The organism is Bremerella volcania, from assembly GCF_007748115.1.
In the GTDB taxonomy this organism is placed as follows: domain Bacteria; phylum Planctomycetota; class Planctomycetia; order Pirellulales; family Pirellulaceae; genus Bremerella; species Bremerella volcania.
In genome coordinates this window covers 3,652,823-3,674,724 of the sequence record NZ_CP036289.1, presented here as the reverse complement: position 1 = coordinate 3,674,724, position 21,902 = coordinate 3,652,823, and the positions used below count along the sequence as shown (strand labels likewise).

The following is a 21,902-nucleotide window of genomic DNA, read 5'->3' as shown; positions in this document are numbered from 1 at the left end:
GTCTATTGCCGCTGCTGTGCCTGTCGCGGTGAATACCGAGCGTCGATCTGCTGCTTCAAACCGCGGAAGTCCGGGTTGTTGGGATCGAGTTCCAGCAGGTCGGCGATGGCCTGATCGGCTTCGTCCCAGCGTTCGAGGTACTGCGAAATCAGGGCGAACATGTAGGCGTACTGCACGCTGTTCGGTTCCAGCTCTTTCGCCTTTTCGTAGGCGTCGAATGCTTCATCGTAGAACGGGGCGGCACTGTCTGGTGTCGTATTCCGCGCGGCCAGGTAAAGGGCCGATCCGAACTGATACTGCAGCGGAGCGAAGTCCGGCTGCTGGCTGACGTCGCGTTTCAAGTTGTCGAGTTCTTCCAGGCGGAAGCGAGCAATCTCGACAGCTCGTTTGGCGAGGTCAGTCGTCATTTCTTCCGCCGCAGGGCGGTTGCCCTGGACGACCAACTGCCGCATCCGCTGCTCTTCCATGTCTTGTCGCTGTTGCAACAAGCTGATCAGATTGGAACGCGGTCCGGTGAAGTTCGGTCCGATGCGAATGGCGGTGCGGTACGCTTTTTCTGCCTTGGCGACGTCTCCCATGCGTTCGTAGAGCACACCCAAAGAGAGATGCGCTGACGGCTGATCACTATCGCGTTCGAGTTGGACGATCGCTTCGTTCAATGCCTTTTGGAAAGCCTCGCTCTTGCCACGCAGACGCAGTGCTTCAGCATCTTGATTGGCCAGCGACCAGGCCGCTTCCGTCCGCACGGCGCGATCTTCATCGGTCAAACGCGTGAGCAGGGCATCCAGCACCTGGCCCTGAACGTCCGGGGCCACGGCCGGCAGGTCACGTAATGTTTCAATCGCGGCGATACGCACCTGGGGGTCGTCGTCGGATAGGTACCGCAGTGCGGTCCGCACACCATCCTCGTTCAAGTAATTGGCCAGATACATCATGCCGCTGGCCCGGACGATGCCTGGCTGCTGCGTGTCGCGAACCAACTCGATCAAGTCTTTGCCGGCATTGGGATGGTTGTCCCAAGCCTTACTCAGTTTGTACGCGAAGTGCTCTCCCTTGGGAATCTTCGAGGATTCGCGATACCACTGGTCGACCGCATCCAGTGCCCACTTGTCGACTTTGGCTAGCGCCTCGCGAACCTTTTCATCGCCGCCGCGGGCCAAGGCCATCCATTGGTCGTAACGTTTCGCCTCGGGATGCTCTTCGGTGGGAAGCTCAGCCTTGTCGAGATGGCACTTGGTGCATGCGTTGGGTGTCCCTAAGTTGACCGAAAGATCAGGGCGGGGAATACGGATGCTATGGTCGCGCCGCGGATCAACTTCCATGTAGGTCGTTTCCGGCATGTGGCACTCGACACAGGAAGCCCCGGTTGAGCCAGTCTTGTGGAAGTGGTGAGCTGGCGTGTCGTACTTGCCTGCGGGATGCTGGTGGCATGACGTGCAGAGCAGGTTCCCTTCAAACTTGATCTTGGTCGAGTGAGGATCGTGGCAGTCGGTGCAGCGGATCCCTTTGTGGAACATCTTGCTTTGCAGGAACGAACCATAGACGTAGTCCTCGTCCATGATCTGACCGTCGCAGTAGTAGGTGTGCTCGGAAATCAGCTCGTTGCTGTACTGGTCGTAGTAGTTGTCGCCGCGCTGATAGTCGGGGCAGATCACCTGGCGGCGCGAATGACACGTGCCGCACGTTTCGACCTGGTTGAGCTGAGCCTCGGTCGTATCCCCCTTCAGCTTCTTGAGACCATAACCGAGGTTGCGATCCCAGAACAGGCTGGTCGACTTGGCGAGCTTCACATGCGCGCTGCCAGGCCCGTGACACGTCTCGCAGCTGACATCGATTTCAGAAAACGTAGTGTGGAACGTATCGGTTGCCAGGTCGTGGTTCTTCTTCAAATTGGTCGAATGACAGTCGGCACAATAGTGATTCCAATTCTGCGTGCGGCCTGTCCAGTGCAGCGGATCGTCAACTTCCAGCTTTTCGTGCACGTCTGGCGGCGAGAGATAGAACCATTGTTTCTTCTCGGTATCCCACGAAACACGAAGCACCTGGACGCGGCCAATCGAGCCTTCTTCCGAGCCAGGCGTCGGGGGTTCGATTTCAACCATGTACTGCTGCAAAGGGCTCACGCCGAAGACGTACTTGATCTCAAAATCTTTTAGCTCGCCGTCGGGGCCTTCGGTGTTGATCATGTACTTGCCGTCGCGGCGGAACATTTTCGACGTGATGCCGTAGTGTTCGATCTCTTGCCCGTCAAAATCGGCCAGGACGGTCTCTTCGGTCGCCAGATCCATCGCCAGATCATGGTACGAGCCTTCCCATTTGGCGTGCTCGGACTGATGGCATTCGATACACGAGTTGCGTCCCACGTAGGTCAGCTTGGTGTCCGACGGCATCGCGTAATACCAATCGGCCGTGACCAGAGAGACCGCCAGGAGAATGAAAATCAAACTTCCACCGGCCAGAAGTACCGAGCGAGGAATGGTCTTGGAAGCGGCGGGCGATTGCTTGCGTTTTTGCTTGCGTGATGACATGGATGATGGGGGAAGAGATGATCTTATTTCGTGATAAGTGCGGCAGGAAACATACCATTATTACGAGTGTGTCCCCGAGAAGGGAACATGCCGAGTCACTTATCAAACAATTCCCCCAAATCGACAGCCCAACTGAGCCATTAGGTCGACCTATTCCATCTATACCAATGATCCGTGTTTTCCGCACGAAGTTTACCGCAGACAAGATGTTTCCCCCGTTGACGAACCTAACGGGAAATCTTAATGTCTAGAGTTCCCATGGCGGCATAGCTCAGTTGGTTAGAGCAGCGGAATCATAATCCGCGTGTCGGGGGTTCGAGTCCCTCTGCCGCTACTTCTAAGCTGTTTCTCAGCAAGAGTTTACGTCAAACCGGGCGAGGAGTGATTCGTCCGGTTTTTTCGTGCTTTGAACCCAAAGTGTTCCCTAACTGTTCCTTTGGTGTTCCCTAGGTGTACCCGATGGTCATGTTCGATCTGTTGAGATCGGGCTTTCGGCCATTAGGAGTAAACCCGGAGTCCCTCTACAATCTTGCCCTCACCGGCCCCCACAAGTCGGAAATTTTGAGGGAAAAGTCATGCCATTTAAGTATCAACTCACTTGGGTTCCAAACGCTGGGAAATGGAGAAAGCGATACCTAGGCCGAACGTACTATTTGAAAACCGAGACAAACGGCAAGCGAGATCGGGAAGGATACGAAGCTGCCTTGAGAGAATGGGAGCGTTTGAAAGCAAGCATCGACGGGCTAGGTCCCGATCCGTACACCAGGACCGGGGCACTCATTCCTGAGAATCAGGTTGTTGTCTCTGCCCCCGCTTACTTTCCACCCATGCCGGAAGCACCAAACGGGCAACAATCGAACGTTGCCATCTCTTCCGCACCGAAACGGGAAGAGATCGAACCGACTCCCGCACGCTATGACGATACGCCGGATTGGATTGAATCGTTTGGGATTGGGGCATCGCTTCACCCCGAGCTATTGATAACCAACGGGAAAACTGTTCCGTACACTGGAGAGCGACGAATAGGGACCTTGGCTCAATCGTGGCTAGATCAGCGGAAAGCCCAAGCCGAGCGGGGAGAGCTTTCACTTAAGCAATGGTCCGAAGATCGGGCAAAGTTGGAAGTCTTCCGCAACTTCATCATTGCGAACTATCCAACGGTTGTTTTCATCGACCAGATATCCCCGTCGATGCTCAATCTCTACCGAGACAAGCAATGGGAATTCATCGACCACGAAAACCCCCAATACCGAATCAGCAAGGCAACCCTTAAGAAAAGACTCGACGCCGTTTCAAAGTGGCTGCATTGGTTGGTTGATCAAAACATTCTGGCAGAACTGCCCAAGGACCTGAAAACCTACGGGCGTGTGAAGCTCGACAAACCCAAGCCGATATTCTGGGAGGTGTCAGACGTTCGGAAGCTGTCCGAGAATTCGCCTATCCGGACTCGGTTATTCATCATGTTGGCACTCAATCTTGGGTACACCCAGAAGGACATAGCAACTCTAGAGCCCGATATGATCGACTGGGAAACGGGAATCGTTACCCGTGCGAGAAATAAGACTGGGGTCTATGGCAAGGCAAGACTTTGGCCGTCTAGCCTAAAGCTACTTATGAAGCTTGGGAATTGCCAAGCAGACGGGCCAATACTCACTGGCAACAATGGAGCACCGCTCTACGCTGAAACCGTAAACGAAAACGGCAAGCTCGCAACGAATGACGCAATTCGGCTTGCCTTTACTCGGGCAAAGAGACAGCTTGCTAAGGTAGAGCTTGAAAGCCGATACCCTGAGACGTTTTCTCTCAAGCGGGAAGGGGTCAACGGTGATATCTCAATGGAGCAGTGGCGAGAGATTCAGGAAGAGCGACGAGCCGAGCGGGAACGACTAATTAAGAATTGGCTTGCTGACGAAAAGCGAAGTTTCAAGCACCTGAGAAAGACTGCAGCGAACGAGATAGAGAAGGTCCGGCCCGATCTAACCGAGTTGTTTCTGGCTCATTCTGAGGGCGGCATGAAGCGAGCTTATGTCGAAAGACACTTTCGGGAGTTGTTTATCGAGACCGACAAGCTAGAAAGTCTCTTCGGGTTTTGAACCCTCCCCGCAACTTTACCCCTTCTTAAGCCCGGTTAGCTCCCGGGCTTTTTTGTTTGTCCTCACGGTTGGATAGGATATTTTTCCGAGTCCGGAATAATTAAGAAAGTGCGTATCTGTTGTTTCGGAAGTCCTGAAGAATTGACATGGGATACGCTAGCCGTATAATACCCTGGTTGACTGATAGTCCGATAGCAATGTTATAAGGAGAGGTGATATGCCCGAAGGTAATAGCTTGCGGTTCTTGGCGGTTTACGAGCACGCTTTCCCCCGCCTTTTGGAATTGATCGACCAAGGCTACACCCAGGCGGAAGCAGCTAGGGTGCTCAACGATGAAGGAATACGGACTTCTACCGGTGCTCCTCTCAATCAGCCGACAGTATGCCGAATGCTCAAATTTGCTCGGCAACGTCAAAGGGCTCAACAAGTCGTTGCCGTCGAATCACCCGGTAAAACATGGGATGATTTGAACATGGTTGAACGATATCAGCGTATCGAGGCAATCGAGCAAGCTCCCAGAATCGATGATTCTGATTTCGTCGCCAGAGAGCTAAACAAGCAACTTGAAGAGCAAGCCCAAGCAATTCGATACGCTACGTCTGGCAAGTTTATCGGCTAACCAAAAAAAGAGCCCGCAGCTATTTGCAGTAGCTACGGGCATGTCCACCAGGAATTTCTTACCACTGGGAGAGAGGCAAAATGGACTCGCATATTATACCAATAGAACCTTATAACTCAAAGCAGCTTGTCTATGATTGCGGGTGGTATAAGACGGTCGATCTACGGATTGCCTCCCGCTATCTTCCCGACTATCCCGAGGAAGACGGTTCTCTCGTTCTTCCTTGGGCTTTGCTTCGGGCAATTGGCGTCAAGCGTACGCATGCTTTAGCCGCCCTCTGGAACGTCCCAGAGTTGCGTTCAAAAGGATCGACCAACTTTGCCCAAGACAACATAGCCAAGCACGCTTGTATTCGTCCCCGCACGTTCAAGCGTCACCTAGCCGAATTGAAGGAAGCGGGGGCAATCACAATCGAGCGGGTAAGCCGTCGATCCCCCGCCAAGATTCGACTAGCCCCAGAGATTCGGAAGCTCTTCAAAGCGGGATCAGACGAGAACTTTCTTCTCCTCCCGAAAATCTGGTTCTCCCGCCATGCCGGGATGAACGATAACAACCTAGCTACCCCGCTAGTTCTGCTTGCCTACTACCGTTTCCGCATGGGCCATAAAGCGGGCTATTGTGTCGACTCGTTCGATACGATCACTGCCAACATTGGCGGAACGGCTACGACTTGGAAGCGTGCATCGTCGCTCATTGCTGACATCGGGGAGGTTAAGCGGGCACCGATGAAGCGGGGAAACTATTGCGTCAGTGATCCTAGCAACCGGTACGACTTCCCCAACTCCCGACAAGAGCGGGAGGACATCGGGCAAGCGATCCTAGCCGTTTGGCGGGAGTCGCACTTCGAACGGTTCGGAACCGAGCCAACTACGGGCAGTGTGCTTGACGCTTGGTCGATCTACGAGACATCCCGCAGGCAGCTTGATTTCGCCCTCTCATACGTTCGGGAGGTGGTTTGCGAATCCGAGGGCCGTCTCACCTTCCGGGACGTTGTGAACCGACTGGGGCGGGAGTTCTCGGCACTCGCCCCCGAGGGGTCAACTATCAAGGCAACAATTGAGAGCTTCCCCGAGCCGTTCGCCTATAAGCCGAAGATGAAATAAATCCCATGCTTTCACGGTCCATATTGGCACAACAACTCCGCACGTTTGGAGTCCAAAATTCACGGTCCAAATTGGCACAACAAAAAACGATTCACGGTCCATATTGGCACTGCAAAATCAATTCATGGTCCAAATTGGCACAACTATAAGGAACTAAACCTGATATGGAATGGAACGGGATAAGGAATCTGGAACGGCAACCGCGTACGCGATTGCCCTATCGGGTGAAGGGGATGTTTTTGGGGAGAGGGAATTCCCTTTACGAAGAGGAGAGGAAGATACGCCGGCCACACCCCTAAAACATCCGGAAACATTACAGCCAGGCATGGCTACTTAGGTTCGCCCCGAAGCTCCTCCCAGATGTCATCGAGAATAGCCTCATCCTCTTCGGAGAGATCGTCTATGAAATCACCCTCACTCATTTGCCTTTCTCCCGGTTTGGCTCTGATACGGCTTGCTGGGGCCGATCTGTTGAAATCGGCCACTCGGGCATTTTGAGGAAATCGAACCACTTTGTAAACTGTCCCAGCTTTGTAGCGAGTAACTTTGAACTTTGTCAGGAGTCAGTGAAAAATGGCTAACGTAATTTCCCCCGATGAATTTCAAGAGAGCATCTCTCAACACGTTCGGTCGATGGGGCCGGAAATTGCCGAGAAGCTTTCCGAGGTAGCAGAACGGGAGGTGAAGCGGGCTATCTGGGATGAGTTCGACCGACTCAAGCGAGAAGGTCAAATTGTGGGCTCTGACGACGTTTGGAAGAAAGCCCGTCTACAGTGCTTGTTTGACTTGGCGAGTCACTTTGAGGCATTGCTGGAAGACATGGGGGAAGGACTCCAAGAGGAAGTGCTGGAGGAGCAGCAAGAGCGTTCTCGCATCGTTCGGGAGTTCTCGATTCTTAACTACGTTGGCAGCGATCTGCCCGCAGACATCGAACTTACGCGACGTTCCAAGTGTGCTCGGCTTTTGGATGAAGCTTTCCCCGATCCCGCTTTTGAGCAAGCGTCTCGGGACCTAGTGAAGCTCTGCCAGGATGCCGGAGGCATCATTAAATCTGAGGAGCGTTCTCCCCAAGTCGATTTTGGGGATCATCTGACCATCGACGAGGACGGCAACGAAACGCAACTAGCCGAGTCTCCCGAGTTCCTCCGCACGTTTGAAGTTGTTGCCGAGTTCCAGACGATTGAAGCAGCGAACCAAGTTTGCCGTGAGTTCATGTCTCGACATTCCGAGACAGGCCGGATTATAGCTTGGTACTCGCTATTCGCTCAGACGCCCTCTTTCGAGTTCACACGTTTGGAGGCGTCCGAAAGCGAGGAAGCCCGTCAGTACGTCGATGAGGTAGCCAAGCAGCATGGCGGAATCTATTTCGGGCCGGAACACTTCAGCTATAACGCCGAGGAAGTCTATTGGTTTGCCGATCCTGCCAACGTTCGACCGGTCATCCAAGCGATTGAAGAACGCTATTCGGGTTTGATAGGCATTCGATCCCCCGAGTTTCGAGATAAAAGCTGGATGGAATGGGAGGACCCAGTCCCAGAATTAGACCTGGATGACCACCTTCACCACTTCGAAGATGAGGAGTGACACGCGGTGGCTCGATCACCGTACTGATTCACAACACCTTTAGGGGGTGTATCTAGCTATAGCCCGGGAAAAACGGACTTTTCCCCAGGTTTGGAAAATGGCACGTTTGGCACTATTGGCACTATTGGCACTATTGGCACGGTGACAGGCTCCACACGTTTGGAGCCCGAAAGATGAGCGGGAGGCCCGAGAATCGGGCGGGAGGACAAAAAACAAGAAATATCGAAAGCACCTAAAGTTTTTCCCGAGTAGCGTCGATCCATTAGAGAAGTTACGACCAACTTTTCTAAGCAAGGATAGGACGATACTTAATCATCATCGACTTGAGGGAACGTCTGTCTTAAGTGAAAGTCGGGGGATTCCCTGGAAAACCATGGTAAGCGGACTTGTTGTTGTGGTAGCAGTCTCGATTCCTGCCACCGCGATAGTTTGTCTAATTGAGCAATGGTGGGTTCCCATTTTCATCACTATGTATTATGGCGTCATGGATATGACGTATCGCATTCCGAGGCTGTCACGAGAAGAATAGCGGCAATGTGCTTCAAAATCTCAATTCTGAGTGCCCGCGTATATGTGCGGGAAGTGATTCTCCCCACCGTTATACAATTCAGCCCAGATATCGGATGACCGTGCTACGGCTTACTCCCATTGCCGTAGCTATCTCTTCATGAGTGAGGCCCTTTTCTCTGAGAGCTTGGGCTCTAGCTGGCTTGGCTTTCGTTGTCCCCGGTTTTCTGCCCTGGTAGACGCCCCGTTCCTTCGCAGCGAAAATTCCAGCGGCTTGCCTTTCCCGTCTGGTTTCTTGCTCCATTTCGGCAACGGCAAACAGAACCGACGCTACAAGCTTTCCCGTCGCCGCTGAGAAGTCGAGTTGCTGAGTTACCGAGACAACCCGCAAGCCGCTTTCGCACCAATCACAGAGAGTATTGATCCCATCCCGCAACTTTCGGGAGAGTCGATCCAATTTCCAAACAATGACGGTTCCCACCTCCCCGTTGAAGATAGCCGATCGAAGCTTCTCGAATTCGGGGCGGGCAAGAGAATCGCCAGACTCTTTATCAGAGAACCAAACAACCGACTCGGGAGAGATACCGTTACCGTTAAGCCAACGAGTTATCTCCCGTTTCTGGCTTGCTGAATTTTGGCCTACGGTACTGACTCTGACGTAACAGGCTACCTTTTTCATGGCTTGAACTCACTCGCTTGGGCTTGGTTGGTGTCTCACATGGAGTGTACCCAAAATGGAACAGGCTAGCAAGCGAAAAAACCAGTGAGTTAGCAGCCAGAAACAGCCAAAACAGAGAGAGACCCTAAATGACATACTCGGACATAAAGAGCGGGGAGCAGGACCGACAGCGTGTCTACCTCTTACGCTGCCGATCCGCTCAACCCTTCACCACTCAAAAAGAAAGCCCGGGGGCCTAAGAATCGGGGAGAGAAAACGAATACAGTTACAAGATTGATATGGGCTCACATATTGGGGATGATATCGGGCTCGGTAGTTGGGCTAGTTCGGGCAAAGCTGGATTTTGAAAAATGCTTAAGGCGAGTCCAGACGCCATTCCGCAAGCCCTACACTCCTAGCTATTGTGTATTTTTATTTTTCTGAGAAATCGGCAATTCAAGAGGCTTCGCTCGCTGTGTCAATCTTTGCTCAACTTCGCAAGCATTGGTTTAGTGTTCTAATGCTTTCTCTATTGGCGGTCGGTGTAGTTGCTTTGGTCGTTAAGGATAATCCTTGGATTCTCGTGAAGATCAATTATCTAGGCTTTTGGACACTCTACTGGCTCGTATTGAACTGGCAGTTCTTGCTCACTCTCTTGGTGACGTTGATTGCAGCCGCAGCGGCTTGGTACGGTCCCCGTTCTAGTGTTCGCATCGCTCACGAAATGATGGAGAAAGAAAATCGTCGTCGTGATACTTCGGCACTCTTTCGAGAAATCGTCAGGGATGCGAAACGTTTTTGCGATGTTGTGCGGCAGGGGCTACTAAATCAAAAGCTCGAAGACATGGCCACGGAACGTCTCAATGAAAGTGAATCGGTTGAAGAATTCAACATTGAAAAGAAAAGCCATGATGAGCGATCCAGAATCTTGGAGGCCAGTGAGAATCTAAGGATGGAACTTGATGGGACTATTCAAACTCATATTTTTGCACTTCAAGAGGCCTATCCGGACAAGTGCGAAAGTGCAATAAGTCATCTGGCTGACCTGATTATTATTGCGGAGGAATGGGAGGAGGAAGGCGACACTGAAGAAATGAGTAGGTTTTCGGCAAGGTTGCAGCGAAAATACAATGAACTTTTTATTGACCTGAGATCGCTTTCTGAATCTATACAGGGAAGGGCTTAGCTCCTCCCGCCCCGACTCCAAACGTTTGGAGCGATAAAAAATCGCCAGGGTCCCGAAGGACCCGAGCGACTTGCAAGCCATAAAAAACGGCTACGCTGGAATGAGCTAGAGATTCCCCTTGCGGCGTTGGAAAAGTTCCCAGTCGGAAACGTCCCGCTCAAGTTGGCTTTGGGGAAAGTGTTTTGGTCGATTGGGATCGGGGGCCTTTCCCCGCTCATTGGCTTGATAATCGTTGAAGAATTCCCGGGCTTCATTCTCGGATAGGTACGTCAGCAAGTTTCCGTGAGACTGAGCCGCAGCAATCTGAGGATCGTTGTATTGATCGACTACCTTGCTGACGAGTTCCCAGGTTTTGCCCTTGTCGTTGTAATTGCGTTGCATCCGTGCGTGCAAACGTTGCTCGGCTTGCTCCCGGTTTTCAGCATAGACCCAAACGTATTTTTCGGGCCGACAGCGGAAGCGGAAAAACGTCTTGATACAGGTCGGCAGCAATGCCCGTAACTCATCGATGCGGGCTTCAAGCTCGGCAATTTCGCTTAAGATTTCGCTACGGGATCGGGTTTCTGTTTGAGTGCTCATTAGGTGGTGACCTTATCGGGAATGAGTTGGTGAATCAGCTTTACAATTTCCGGCTTGAGGTTTCCTTCACTTCGCTGCCGGTAGTACCGATCTTGGACAAGCGAAACAAATTCACCGTGAGGGAGCCGTTTCAAAAAATGTTCATGGTGTCGGAAGGAAACTTCACGTTCTGGGATTTGACGAGTCCCGGTGACCGAATAACGAGACCGCTCAAGCCCATTATTTCCCATTCTCTTGTCGAATCGTTCCAGAGCGGTATCGAGGTGATCGCAGTAAATCGGCATAGCCGAAATTTCACGTCCCCAAACCTTGTAACGAATTACGAAAAGAGACCGCATTTTTAACTCGCAAAATCGGCTTGAAGCTCTGCCCAATCTTCGGGGGTGAGAACGTCCTCAAGTCGCAGATTCGATTTCAAAAATCGGGGGCTGTATTGGTTCACTCCTCCCGTTTCAACAAGATAGGACTTTGAAACCGTACCCGTTCGCAAAAGGCTAGGGTCAAGTTCCAATACTTGGTCAAGAACTTCCGAGCTTGGCGAAAGCCGAGAAGCAAGTTTTGTCCTAGCCGATGACTCATCGGAGGCGTAGACGTGGGCTCTGACTCCTCGTAATTGGGAGGCTTTTTTGTGCCAGAGAATGAAGATCGTTTTGAGCATTTGAATTTCTCGCTGATTTGTTGGAGCTTTCGCTCCCCAGTGTTCAGGCGGGGGAAGCCGATATCGTTTCTCGGTAGTTCTAAAAAGTCCGCTATCTTCTGGGCGGCTTTGTCCGGATCAGAGCAAACGTCAACAATCAAAAGTTGGTCAAGCTTGCCCAATCGTTTGAACGTCTCCCGGACTCGGCTCTCGTGCTCCTCTTTCTCCCGTCGCCAAGCTTGAGTGTCTATTTCCGTCCATGACCGTTTGCCCGTAACGGTGCGATTGTGCAGTACGTGAATGATGCGGCTATCCACCCATTGTTTTGTGTCCCGAGTCGTCATGATGTAGCGGGCATCCGGGAACCGCTCCAGCAACCTCTCATGGTCGATATCTTCGGGCAGGTCGAAAAAAGCATCATTCGAGAACATGAAAGGGACAGCCCTTTTACCCCGGTTGATAGCATCTCGAATGCTCTTCCCATTAGGCCGGTCGTGCATGGTTCTCAGTCCGAGTTGCTTGACAAATTGTGCGGTACTTTTCGTCCCGGTCTTATTTATCCCAATTCCGAAAACCTTTCTCATCGTTCCCCGTCCTTGTCGTCAAAGTATCGAGCCAAGGCCCGCAGGGTCGCAAGACTCACACGCTTGCCAGAAAGCACGTTACAAACGGTTGCCCCCGACAGGTTGCAAGCCGTATAGACTGCTTTCGGCTTTTCATCCAGCAAGCGGGCTCGGACTTCCCGCTCTATCGCTTCGAGTTGTTCGAGTCGAGACATCGTCTACCGCAGGTATTCAGGGAACAAATTTGTAAGGTCAGGATCGTTACCAAGTCCGGAGCCCAAGCCGTTCGAGTCGTCGTCTGCTTTTTGAATCTCTTCCGTCTCTTCGTAGGTCGGGAAAATCCGCCCATCGTCGAACACCGAATTCGGGTCTCCGAGGGACTTTGCAACAACGAACTTGGCGTTGGGATTTGCGGGGGCAGCTACCAACGAGATTTCAGCAAGATCAATGTCGGTGAGGTACTTGGTAGCAATTCCAAAAATGTTCTTAAGAACATGAGTCAGGCCACGCCACGAAAAGCCCTTGAAAATGCCAGATTTCGCCTTCTCGACAACTTCGGGTTTTGTAACTTCCGCAGTGACGAAAAGACCGAGCGTCCCGTTCTGATAATCGGGGGCATTCTCTCTGGGGTAAGTGTTGATTTGCTCCCCGCTCTCGGAGTCGAATACGCCCCAATTGTCGATATCACCTATCTCGCTTAGGAATGCCTTGTTGAGCGTCATAATCTGGCCTACGGGTTCTCCCTTGTGCTCTTCCAATAGTTGGGGCCAATTGTTCCAGTTGAAGCTTGAAACGTTGACGGTATGTCCGTGAAGGTCGACATCGGGAGTTGACGCAAAACCTTTGACTACGCATCGGTCAGGGTCGGCAGACTTGGAGACGACAAGCGTCGAACCTAGCAAAAATTCGATCAACTCATTCTGAGGCATCGGAAACCCTCTGAAAGAAGAAAGGACGGGAGCCGTATTCCTTCATGCAAAGCTCATCGGCAGCACGCATAGCCGAGGCAAAGTCCGGAGCGTACGTCTCGTGAAACTGGACATGTCCGTCCTGATCGGTTGCCGAAAATTTGAACCGTTGCAGTTTCAATTTCTCGGTAAGCATCCCGACATGAACGGCCAAAGCCTTTTGTAGCGTGGCGATATTGTCCTGGAGGGAATCAATGATTTCGAGAATTGCGTCCGCCAGGAATTCAATCTTGCCATCTTCATTGACGTACTTGAGAAGTCCGTTTCTCTTCATCGTCCCGAGCGTTGCCTCACACATCGGTATGAGGTGCGTGATTCGGTCCCTTGTCCCGAGTCGTCGGCTTGCCCTGGAAACGCAATCGTCGGGATTGTCGGCAATGATGAACGCCCCGACAGGAAGCCCGCTCTTAATGGCAGTTACGGCATACAGTGTTTTCGGCATCTGGGGACCTACTCGGGATCGGGGAAGACGAAAAGAGAATCTAGGATTGCGTTAGGGTCAGAGCTTGCGGGGGAAAGCACTTCATCAAAGTTCGTGACCTTCTCATCCCGGAAAGTCTCGTAGGGGATAAGCTCCCCGTAAGCTTGGGCCGTCTTGGCAACCTCTTCCCGCTTGGTCTCAATAAAGCTCTGAATAGCTCCAATCTCGAAAGCCATTGCTTTCAGGATGAGCGGAGAAGCTTGCTTGAATTCGTTGACGCTCATTTCCGAGGGATCGAACCCAAGCCGAGTCTGGCAGTATTGAGAGAGTTCTTTCATGGCACTAACTGAAAAACCGGGGAGGAGTGTTTCGCTAGGCGAATCGTACCCAAATTCAAATAGTTAGTCAAAAAGAATTATCGAAATAGTTGTGATTCAGTGAAGCACTATTTAAGAAATTATTCCGACCCCGGAAGAATTTAATCCAATCGACTGGAGCGAGATACGGCAGAATCTTCCCAGAGAACCCTAGAGCGGCGGAATGAATGGGGTTATAAAAGGGATAGAAAAAGGTCAAAAAAGGGTCAAAAAAGGGATAAAGATTGTCGCCTAGTGCGACGTAAACCCAGAATTAGAAATAGCTTACGGCAAAACCACTCGGAGGCATCATAATCCGCGTGTCGGGGGTTCGAGTCCCTCTGCCGCTACTTTGCAGTAAGTTATTGCTGAACCAAGATTTATGTAAACGCCTTGCGAGATTTCGTGAGGCGTTTTTTTTGTGGATTTTGGCCGGTTTTCATGCAAGGTCAGTGCGCGGCGGCGGCCAGGACTTTGTCTTCTCGGCGAATGCGCCACATAGAGATTGGTGCTAAGACACAGCCGGCGACAAGTGCCGACCATGGGGCTTGTAGCACGAGCGGTCCGCCCACGGTGATTGCCAGCAGGCCTATTTCCGACGGATGCCGCAGGTATCGGTAGATACCGACCGAGACAGGTGGTGCGTCGCAGCAGACGTCGGAGACGAATCTTGGTCCTAATGCGTGAATTGCCGATGCGCGCAGAAAGATGCCTGCGATCAACAGAGTAGCGCCGCAAACGGAGAGAGGCCCCATTTGCGGTTCTGTCAACCAACGCTCGAATTGGGCTCCCCAGTACGCACGGCGATTGCACCATAACTCACCGTCCCAGCAGGACTTCCATGCGGTAGTCATCGCCCCAGCCGCATTTTAATCGTTTGTTCTTCACGCCGACCTTGGCTGTCTTGTTGTTCTTCAGCAGGCTCAGGCTCGTCCTTCGTAGCAGGCTAAAGTTGGCGTCGGCGTGCCCTTTGCGGATGCGAGATTGATCTTCACCGAACGTCACGTCCAGTTGCCAGTGCAGGCTGTTTTCAATGCCCCAATGACCGCGAACGGCCTCGGCGAAACGCTTGCCGGAAAGGTACTTGCTCAGGATATAGTATCGCACCTCGCTCGTCTCGTTCCCGCCTTGCTTCACGATATTGATCGTCATCCCGATCGCCCTCAAGTTCGACCAACGATCTCGTGTGATGATCTCGTCGTTCACAGGGCAGATATAATAGGAACGCGACTCCTCGCGACCATGCCCTTTCTCGTGCGTTTCGTGACGGTGTACTTTGGCTCGCTTGAAATTGCTTTCCTGCTGCGCGACAAAAAAATCTTCGATCGAATCGTGGAGGGTCGGCTGATTGCGCTTCACGGCCAGGCAATAATCGGCTCCCTGGTCGACGATCTTCTGAGCGATGTCCTGTTGGCAACCTTGAGCGTCAATCGTCACTAAACTGCCGGAAACCTCGACGATTTCAAGCAGTTTGGGAATGGCGGTGATCTCGTTGCTCTTCGCGTCGGTTACTACCTGGCCGAGACTCACATGATTGGCAGTCGCCCAGGCACTGACCATGTGAATGGCCGCCTTGCTGCTGGCCTTGTCGAAACTCCGCCGCAGCGTCTTGCCGTCAATCGCGATGATCTGCCCGTCGGTGATTTCGTGTAAGGCGGTGATCCAAGTCAGCAAACACTTCTCAAACTCAGCCGGATTCAGCGAAGCCAAGATCGCATTAAAGCGATCGTGCGAAGGGATGCCGGAACTCAAATCAAGGAACTTACCCAGCCACTCCTTCTTCATCTCGGCCCAGTCGGCGATAGCCACAAAATCATCCGCCCCACTCATCACCGCACACAGCGCGATGGTCACGATATTCGTTAACGGATAAGTCACCTTGCGAGTCCGCGGATCGGTCAGATCGGCAAAGCACTCTTGAAGGGAAACAGGCGAACGTGACGACATGAGAAAGGCACCTGAGAACACCGGATCAGGCCGCGACAACCTCCGTCACAAAATCGCCTGACCGCCATTGCCTCAGTGTCGCAGATAACCCATCATGGCGCAATCGCCGTGCCCCAGTACGTCAGCAGAATGATCAGTCCGACAAGAGCCGCGACTTGCAAGGCACGCGGGTCATGCTGGCTTTCCAGCTGGGGTGGCGTAACGAGCAGGCTTTCGATTAGTGCAGCCGCTGTGACCAGCACGGCAAATAACGTAACGGAAGCCTGACCGACTCCGTTAACGGACAATATGAGAGTCGGTAACAGGACGAGAATCAGATGAAGCAAATGCCCTGCGACGAACGTCACCGCGCCACGAGGCGATAAGAGCGGCATCAGGCTAATTCCTCGTGCTGCGATTCCTGGAAGTGCTTAATCAGCTCCATGAGTTGGACTTTCTGGATGCCAAGCGTATCGGCCAGTTGATCTAACGCTCGATCCTGAGAAGGCGTCATTTCGCCGGCGGCACTCATGACGTGGTAAGCGAGCTTGAGAACCAAGGCCCGGCCATGTCCCGAAAGCCCGTCGACCATTCCGCCGACGAACCGACTCAGCGTGACTTGAGATTCGACCGCCATTTTGATTTCCTGGTCGAGGGTCGAGTCCGCGACCGGCAGCCCGGTCAGCTCCATGTACTGCTTCTTGATCTCGGCCCGCTCGAAACGATCGACTTCCTCGTCGGCCAAGGCTGCCATAATCATGACCCGCAGCATCTTCTGCATCGTCTCGGCGTGCTCCTGATCCGGGTCGTATTGCCAAACCTCTTCGGCAAAATTACCGCCGCATGAATGGCATTCGACGTACTTTCCACGCGAGCCCATCGGGATGAGAGGAATGAAGTAGAGGGTGAAAAACGTGCTAACATTCTTCAGACTGCCGTCGCGCTTGGTGCGGCACTGTGGGCAGTTAAACTGATTGCTTTCTACGGTCGAGGTGATTCCGCGCGTACCAAAGATGATCATCGGCAATGTCTTTCATGGAGCGGAGAAGAGGATTTGAATCGGTCGCCAAGGGCGAAATCAGTCGATCGAACCCTGTGGAAATGGAGATAAGTGGGGTTTCCAAAAGTGGTGCTTATTAGACTCTCTGCAGAGGGGGGAGTCAAATAGTTTTAGCATCCGCTAGTTCGATGAATTGCTTTGACGACCGATCAGAAAATCGAACCACTGACCGTAGTGCTTTCCATCGAGTTCGATATCAAGCGGGATGATTTCGACCTCAGCAAGACGATCCGGATCCTTTGCCAATATCTGAATCTCGTAAGACTGCCTGCTTTCCGCGGGGACCGTTCCCTCAAGGATGGCAGGCTCAGCGGTTATCCCTTCCGGGAGAACCAACTTCACGCGGTGCTTCTGCGGTTGGTCTCGGAAATTGCGGACCGTGATGACCACCCGGTGTGGCCTGCCGTCAATCAGGTTCACGCGGTAGGGATAAGCCGATACCCAGTAGGGATCGAAGAGATATTCGTAGTCCTTTTCTGGCAGCATCTCTCGGAAAAGGGCAGCCATCTCTTTTGACCAGTTGTGGTACCGCTGAAGGATTCCTTGTGGTTCCGGCATCACGTATCCGTGGGCGGCCATGACGATGTCAGGCTTCAAATCGAGCAGGTACTTGCTGCCCAGGATGTGACCTTCCTCAAGGATGGCACTGTTGCGTGCGACGACGCAGTCATGAGCCGTTTGGGTTTCGTCCCGTGGGTCACCAAATAAATTGTCTCCGGTGAACGCGATTCGTTTGCCGTCGATCTCCAACCACAGACAACAGCCGAACTCGGTTTGGCCGGGTAGCCAGTCGACTTGAATCTTATAGCCTTCCCAGTCAATCGTTTCCCCGTCAGCAAAGCCTTTGTCGATCGGCATGCCGTCGAAGCCATCGCCGTAGGCGGATACCAGGGCTGCGTAGTCATACTTTCGTGGGTTCTCGCAGCGGTCGACGATTTTATCGAGCGTCCAGGCCTTGGCTCCGTACTTCTCTCGGAGCAGTGGACCATGCAGGAAGTGGTCGCCGTGCATGTGGGAGATCCAGAACGCGTCGATCTGTTTCAGACCTCTGTGCTGCCGAAGGCCGAGGATGACTTCTTCCAGCACTGACTTGGGAAAGAGGCCGCAGTCGAGGATCAGCCCATGACCGCTATCGGAAACAATGATTGAGAAGTTTCGGCCTTGGAACTCGTCGTTCAGTTTGTAGAGATGGGGCGTGACTTGATTCAGGTGAGGGATCTCGGTCGGCTTGGAAATACGATCGCGTTTGTCCGGGTCTTTGTCGAAGACGGGGTAGCCGCGAATATATGCGGCGAGAAACGTATCAAGGCGTTCTCGGTAGGTCTTCAGCTGAGCTTTTGCATCGCGAATGGCTGGTCCCTGGATCGGCAGCATGACGTTAAAGTCTTCTGCAATGAGTCGATCGACTGAGGCTGTCAACGCGTCGATTCCTTTTGCGAAGCCGTAGTCCCACTCTGAGTCGAACCAGTTGGTAAACCGCGATCCGTCATGCATGAGCCCTCCGGAGAAGGCCACCGTTTGGCCATTCTTCGAGATCAGATAGGTCACCTCGCCCGGCGAGTGTCCTGGCGTCAAGAGGCACCGTATGCGGTACCCGTGCCAAGTGAATTCGGCGTTGTCTTCCAACGGTTGATCGACGGGAATCGGTTTTTGTGGCGGACGGGCATAGCTGGCACCGTAGACCGAGTACTGGTCACCTAGTGTTGGATACCATTTACGAAAGCTGGCAGGTGACTGAAGGATCTCGGCTTCGATCTTGGAGGCGGAAACCTCGGTCGCGCTCGTATCGACGCGGGCAAACCCTTGCAGATTTTCTCGATGGTGGTTGTTGAGAAGAATCTTGTCGACGCGCTTGATACCGATCTTCGGCAGCACGTCGAATAGCTGGCCTGCGCCGACATTGATCAAAAGCGCGTCGGCGTCGTGCTTTAGAATGTAGACGTGGCAAGTGTCGGTGAACTGGTACAGTTCCGGGAATGATTCCGGCAGCGGTTGTGACAATCCTGGCGGCATCGGGTTGGCCAGACAGGCAGTTGCCAACCAAAACGAAAGGAGTAACCCCAGAAGCTTCTGCATGGTGCGGCTCTCTTGCAGTAACAAACGCAAAAAACAGTTCTGCTCGCATCTTGTTTTAGCAGAACGGGCTTGTGGATGTCCAAGATTGCTCGGAAGCTGAAAGCCGTAAGGGGAACGGTCAGGTTTGCTTGCTCAGCGTTTTCTTAGGGCTGGTTGCCGCGGCGGCGGCTTCATTTCGGCGTGAGGCGAGGGTACCCAGAATCGGAGAGATCAGCGCCGTCCAGCCGGTCTGATGGCTGGCGCCCAGGCCTTTGCCGGTTTCGGCGTCGAAGTACTCGTAGAACAACACCAAGTCGCGCCAGTGCGGGTCCTTTAACAGCACTTCGGTACGAGCATAGCTGGGTCTGTCCCCTTCGGAATCGGCCAAGAATAGTTTGGCTAATCGTTTGCGAATCTCGTCAGCGACTTGCTGTAGATCCATGTACTTGCCGCTGCGTGCCGGACATTCGACCCGCAGTGACTTGCCGTAAAACTGATGGTATCGTTCGAGCGCCTCGATGATCAGGTAATTGAGTGGGAACCAGATTGGTCCGCGCCAGTTCGAGTTGCCACCGAACAGCCCACTGTCGGACTCGGCCGGCAAGTACTTTACGCAAAGTCGCTCGCCGTGCAGTTCGTATTCAAACGGATGTTCTTCGTGGTACTTCGACAGGGATCGAATTCCGTACGGGGAGAGAAACTCGTCTTCGTCCAGCAAATATCGGAGCATCCGCATCAGGCGATCTTTGGTAGGAATCGCCAGCAGTCGATGCCCGTCGTTTTCCCCTTCCGGTTCTTTCTCCATGTAGGTCATGAACTTGGTCAGTTCCGGGCGGAAATTGAGAAACCAATCCATGCGTTTGCGAAACGCGGGAAGTTTGGCGATCGTTTTCTCGAAGATCACGTCGACGGTCAGCAGTGGAATCAGCCCCACGATGGAGCGGATCTTCAAGGGGATGCTCTTTCCGTCGAGATGCAGGTGGTCGTAATAGAAGCCGTCTTCTTCGTCCCACAGTCCCGTCCCGTCCAAACTGTTCATCGCCTCGGCGATCGAGACGTAATGCTCAAAGAACTTGGAAGCCATGTCTTCGTAGGCCGGGTTGCCATCGGCCAGTTCGAAGGCGATCGAGAGCATGCTCGAGCTGTAGAAGGCCATCCAGGCGGTCCCGTCTGCCTGTTCCAGGTGTCCTCCGGTGGGAAGCGGTTTCGAGCGGTCGAAGATCCCGATGTTATCGAGCCCTAAGAAGCCGCCGCTGAAGACATGCTTTCCACGAATGTCTTTGCGATTCACCCACCAAGTGAAGTTTAACAGCAGCTTCTGGAAAACGCGTTCCAGGAAGACACGATCGCGGTCGCCGTTGGAAGCCGTCATCTGGTAAACCCGCCAACATGCCCAGGCATGCACCGGAGGGTTGACATCGCTGAAGTTCCACTCGTAGGCCGGCAATTGGCCGTTGGGGTGCATATACCATTCGCGGAGGAACAAGATCGCTTGATCCTTGGCGAAGAAGGGATCGATCTTGGCAAACGGTATCAAATGAAACGCCGAATCCCATGCCGCATACCAGGGATATTCCCACTTGTCAGGCATCGAGATGATGTTCTTGTTGTACAAGTGTCCCCAGTCGGCATTGCGAGGACTGGGCGCGCCGGGCATCGCTATGTCGGCGTTCTTCTTGGGATTGCCTTCATTTTCCAGCCATCGCGGGATGACGTAGTGGTAAAACTGTTTGGTCCACAGAAGGCCGGCGTCAGCCTGGCGAAGGACCGTTTGTTCATCTTCCGATAAGCCGGAAGAAACTCGCGACCTGGCGTAGCAATCAGCCTCGTTGATACGTTGGGCGAAGACTTCCTCGAACTCGGCTCCAAAAGGGGTCGCGGGAAGTTCACCGGTAGGAGCGATCCTCAGGCGAAACTGAACCGACTCCCCAGCAGGGACAGTGCACTGAAAGTGTGCCGCAGCTTTCGTGCCGCTGGGCTTGGGATTAACGACCCCTTCCATGCCATCGACGACCGCCAGGTGAAATGCGTCTTTGCACGAAGGACGTCGGCTTTCGCCATCTTCGAAACGCCAGGTATTCGTTTCGTTCTCGGTGAACAGCCAAGGCGGCGTCTCGCCGCCAGGACCTTCATCGACGAAGATTCGATAGTCGCCCAGGGTTTCGTGGCGGACCTTGAGCTGATCGGGGCTGACTTCCGAGAGGTACGGTTTGGCTTCCGGCTTTTCCAGCGTAGGGCCCCAAGCCCAAGTGTTACGAAACCACCATGTCGGCAACAGGTGAATGGGTGCCTCATCCGGTCCGCGATTGAAGACGGTGATCCGGATCAGAATGTCTTCAGGGGTTGCCTTGGCGTACTCGGCCTGGACGTCGAAGTAGCGCCCTTCGTCGAAGATGCAGGTATCGGTCAGTTCGAACTCCGGCTCTTGACGGTTTCGACGAGCGTTTTCGTCTCGCAGCTGTTGGTAGGGGAATTCGGCCTGAGGATACTTGTAGAGTGCCTTCAGGTAAGAGTGCGTAGGGGTCGAGTCGAGGTAGTAGTATGCCTCTTTAACGTCTTCGCCATGGTTCCCTTCGGGGCCAGTCAGCCCGAATAGACGCTCTTTGAGAATGGGATCTTTCTCGTTCCAGAGGGCCAATGCGAAGCAAAGACGACATTGCCGATCAGAAATGCCCAAGAGGCCGTCCTCACCCCACCGATAGGCTCGCCATCGAGCCTCTTCGTGGGTGAAGTTAAGCCAGGGTTCGGCGTTGACCGTGCTTTCTCGCACGGTGCCCCATTGTCGCTCCGCCAGGTAGGGCCCCCACCGCCGCCAATTTGCTCCCTCGTCTCGACGAGCCTCCGCAGTAAGCCGCTCCCATTCCGCTTCAGGCATAGATCTCCCATCGAGTAGGCACTATTGTGCCTACAAAAGTTGCTAAACGTGCGCACAAATCAAGCTGGTCACCGTCATCCTGACGGCTCTCGACCGTATCTTACCAATGTCGAAAAAATCTATGCGAATCCTATTCCCAATTTGCGGAAAGATCGACGATTTTCTTGGGGACACGCGAGTTTGC

At 53.2% G+C, this 21,902-nt stretch carries 20 protein-coding genes and 1 tRNA gene; 6 read left to right on the top strand and 15 right to left on the bottom strand.

Features of this window, described 5'->3' with window-relative positions; all coding sequences use genetic code 11:
* Positions 1-2: 2 nt before the first annotated feature.
* Positions 3-2,528 carry a tetratricopeptide repeat protein gene (locus Pan97_RS14640; protein ID WP_144973744.1) on the bottom strand — a complete coding sequence of 842 codons (2,526 nt, stop codon included), beginning with the start codon at positions 2,526-2,528 and terminating at the stop codon, positions 3-5.
* A 260-nt stretch (positions 2,529-2,788) separates the two neighbouring features.
* On the opposite strand from Pan97_RS14640, the gene Pan97_RS14635 reads away from it, so the two are divergent.
* The 5 genes from Pan97_RS14635 (at position 2,789) to Pan97_RS14615 (ending at position 7,927) form a co-directional block, all read left to right on the top strand.
* A tRNA-Met gene (locus tag Pan97_RS14635) sits at positions 2,789-2,862 on the top strand.
* Between the two features lie 784 nt (positions 2,863-3,646).
* Entirely contained in the window at positions 3,647-4,621 is a 975-nt protein-coding gene (locus Pan97_RS14630) for a hypothetical protein (protein ID WP_144973742.1), read from the top strand.
* A gap of 217 nt (positions 4,622-4,838) precedes the next feature.
* Entirely contained in the window at positions 4,839-5,240 is a 402-nt protein-coding gene (locus Pan97_RS14625; protein WP_144973740.1) for a hypothetical protein, read from the top strand.
* A gap of 80 nt (positions 5,241-5,320) precedes the next feature.
* Positions 5,321-6,343: a hypothetical protein gene (locus Pan97_RS14620; protein WP_144973739.1), complete on the top strand. Its 1,023-nt coding sequence runs from the start codon at positions 5,321-5,323 to the stop codon at positions 6,341-6,343.
* A 573-nt stretch (positions 6,344-6,916) separates the two neighbouring features.
* Positions 6,917-7,927, top strand: coding sequence for a hypothetical protein (locus tag Pan97_RS14615; RefSeq protein ID WP_144973737.1), 1,011 nt, complete (start codon positions 6,917-6,919; stop codon positions 7,925-7,927).
* Between the two features lie 607 nt (positions 7,928-8,534).
* Here Pan97_RS14615 and Pan97_RS14610 read toward each other — a convergent pair.
* On the bottom strand, positions 8,535-9,113 hold the full coding sequence (locus Pan97_RS14610; RefSeq protein WP_144973735.1) for a recombinase family protein: 579 nt from the start codon (positions 9,111-9,113) through the stop codon (positions 8,535-8,537).
* Positions 9,114-9,567: 454 nt separating this feature from the next.
* Here Pan97_RS14610 and Pan97_RS14605 point away from each other — a divergent pair, with 454 nt between their 5' ends.
* Positions 9,568-10,278, top strand: coding sequence for a hypothetical protein (locus Pan97_RS14605; RefSeq protein WP_144973733.1), 711 nt, complete (start codon positions 9,568-9,570; stop codon positions 10,276-10,278).
* 105 nt (positions 10,279-10,383) lie between these two features.
* Here Pan97_RS14605 and Pan97_RS14600 read toward each other — a convergent pair whose 3' ends face one another.
* From Pan97_RS14600 to Pan97_RS14545, 13 genes are all read right to left on the bottom strand, one after another.
* Positions 10,384-10,857, bottom strand: coding sequence for a hypothetical protein (locus Pan97_RS14600; protein ID WP_144973731.1), 474 nt, complete (start codon positions 10,855-10,857; stop codon positions 10,384-10,386).
* Complete coding sequence (locus Pan97_RS27045) at positions 10,857-10,991, bottom strand: hypothetical protein (RefSeq protein WP_261342355.1); 135 nt, start codon at positions 10,989-10,991, stop codon at positions 10,857-10,859. Before Pan97_RS27045 ends, Pan97_RS14600 begins: the two co-directional genes overlap by 1 nt.
* A 304-nt stretch (positions 10,992-11,295) precedes the next feature.
* Complete coding sequence (locus Pan97_RS14595) at positions 11,296-12,078, bottom strand: sulfotransferase (RefSeq protein ID WP_144973729.1); 783 nt, start codon at positions 12,076-12,078, stop codon at positions 11,296-11,298.
* Complete coding sequence (locus Pan97_RS14590; protein WP_144973727.1) at positions 12,075-12,272, bottom strand: hypothetical protein; 198 nt, start codon at positions 12,270-12,272, stop codon at positions 12,075-12,077. The genes Pan97_RS14595 and Pan97_RS14590 overlap by 4 nt, the downstream gene beginning before the upstream one ends.
* A gap of 3 nt (positions 12,273-12,275) precedes the next feature.
* Positions 12,276-12,986, bottom strand: a complete 711-nt coding sequence (locus tag Pan97_RS14585; RefSeq protein ID WP_144973725.1) for an HK97 family phage prohead protease — start codon at positions 12,984-12,986, stop codon at positions 12,276-12,278.
* Positions 12,973-13,467, bottom strand: coding sequence for a hypothetical protein (locus tag Pan97_RS14580; RefSeq protein WP_144973723.1), 495 nt, complete (start codon positions 13,465-13,467; stop codon positions 12,973-12,975). Before Pan97_RS14580 ends, Pan97_RS14585 begins: the two co-directional genes overlap by 14 nt.
* 8 nt (positions 13,468-13,475) lie before the next feature.
* Positions 13,476-13,730, bottom strand: a complete 255-nt coding sequence (locus tag Pan97_RS14575; RefSeq protein WP_144973721.1) for a hypothetical protein — start codon at positions 13,728-13,730, stop codon at positions 13,476-13,478.
* Positions 13,731-14,251: 521 nt separating this feature from the next.
* Positions 14,252-14,557, bottom strand: a complete 306-nt coding sequence (locus Pan97_RS14570; protein WP_165698770.1) for a methyltransferase family protein — start codon at positions 14,555-14,557, stop codon at positions 14,252-14,254.
* A gap of 64 nt (positions 14,558-14,621) precedes the next feature.
* Positions 14,622-15,749 (bottom strand): ISAs1 family transposase, encoded by a 1,128-nt coding sequence (locus Pan97_RS14565; protein WP_144970136.1) that lies wholly within the window; start codon positions 15,747-15,749, stop codon positions 14,622-14,624.
* Between the two features lie 92 nt (positions 15,750-15,841).
* Entirely contained in the window at positions 15,842-16,123 is a 282-nt protein-coding gene (locus tag Pan97_RS14560) for a hypothetical protein (protein WP_144973717.1), read from the bottom strand.
* Positions 16,123-16,749: a tellurite resistance TerB family protein gene (locus tag Pan97_RS14555; protein WP_144973715.1), complete on the bottom strand. Its 627-nt coding sequence runs from the start codon at positions 16,747-16,749 to the stop codon at positions 16,123-16,125. The genes Pan97_RS14560 and Pan97_RS14555 overlap by 1 nt, the downstream gene beginning before the upstream one ends.
* A gap of 159 nt (positions 16,750-16,908) precedes the next feature.
* Positions 16,909-18,864, bottom strand: coding sequence for an MBL fold metallo-hydrolase (locus Pan97_RS14550; RefSeq protein ID WP_144973713.1), 1,956 nt, complete (start codon positions 18,862-18,864; stop codon positions 16,909-16,911).
* Positions 18,865-18,982: 118 nt separating this feature from the next.
* Positions 18,983-21,718, bottom strand: a complete 2,736-nt coding sequence (locus Pan97_RS14545; RefSeq protein ID WP_144973711.1) for an MGH1-like glycoside hydrolase domain-containing protein — start codon at positions 21,716-21,718, stop codon at positions 18,983-18,985.
* Positions 21,719-21,902: the final 184 nt, after the last annotated feature.

Coding starts and splice junctions, on each gene's coding strand:
- Pan97_RS14610 (WP_144973735.1), bottom strand. CDS start 9,113: ATGAAAAAGGTAGCCTGTTACGTCAGAGTCAGTACCGTAGGCCAAAAT.
- Pan97_RS14575 (WP_144973721.1), bottom strand. CDS start 13,730: ATGAGCGTCAACGAATTCAAGCAAGCTTCTCCGCTCATCCTGAAAGCA.
- Pan97_RS14600 (WP_144973731.1), bottom strand. CDS start 10,857: ATGAGCACTCAAACAGAAACCCGATCCCGTAGCGAAATCTTAAGCGAA.
- Pan97_RS14595 (WP_144973729.1), bottom strand. CDS start 12,078: ATGAGAAAGGTTTTCGGAATTGGGATAAATAAGACCGGGACGAAAAGT.
- Pan97_RS14580 (WP_144973723.1), bottom strand. CDS start 13,467: ATGCCGAAAACACTGTATGCCGTAACTGCCATTAAGAGCGGGCTTCCT.
- Pan97_RS14565 (WP_144970136.1), bottom strand. CDS start 15,749: ATGTCGTCACGTTCGCCTGTTTCCCTTCAAGAGTGCTTTGCCGATCTG.
- Pan97_RS14555 (WP_144973715.1), bottom strand. CDS start 16,749: ATGATCATCTTTGGTACGCGCGGAATCACCTCGACCGTAGAAAGCAAT.
- Pan97_RS14640 (WP_144973744.1), bottom strand. CDS start 2,528: ATGTCATCACGCAAGCAAAAACGCAAGCAATCGCCCGCCGCTTCCAAG.
- Pan97_RS14620 (WP_144973739.1), top strand. CDS start 5,321: ATGGACTCGCATATTATACCAATAGAACCTTATAACTCAAAGCAGCTT.
- Pan97_RS14550 (WP_144973713.1), bottom strand. CDS start 18,864: ATGCAGAAGCTTCTGGGGTTACTCCTTTCGTTTTGGTTGGCAACTGCC.
- Pan97_RS14570 (WP_165698770.1), bottom strand. CDS start 14,557: ATGGGGCCTCTCTCCGTTTGCGGCGCTACTCTGTTGATCGCAGGCATC.
- Pan97_RS14625 (WP_144973740.1), top strand. CDS start 4,839: ATGCCCGAAGGTAATAGCTTGCGGTTCTTGGCGGTTTACGAGCACGCT.
- Pan97_RS14545 (WP_144973711.1), bottom strand. CDS start 21,718: ATGCCTGAAGCGGAATGGGAGCGGCTTACTGCGGAGGCTCGTCGAGAC.
- Pan97_RS14615 (WP_144973737.1), top strand. CDS start 6,917: ATGGCTAACGTAATTTCCCCCGATGAATTTCAAGAGAGCATCTCTCAA.
- Pan97_RS14585 (WP_144973725.1), bottom strand. CDS start 12,986: ATGCCTCAGAATGAGTTGATCGAATTTTTGCTAGGTTCGACGCTTGTC.
- Pan97_RS14560 (WP_144973717.1), bottom strand. CDS start 16,123: ATGCCGCTCTTATCGCCTCGTGGCGCGGTGACGTTCGTCGCAGGGCAT.
- Pan97_RS14590 (WP_144973727.1), bottom strand. CDS start 12,272: ATGTCTCGACTCGAACAACTCGAAGCGATAGAGCGGGAAGTCCGAGCC.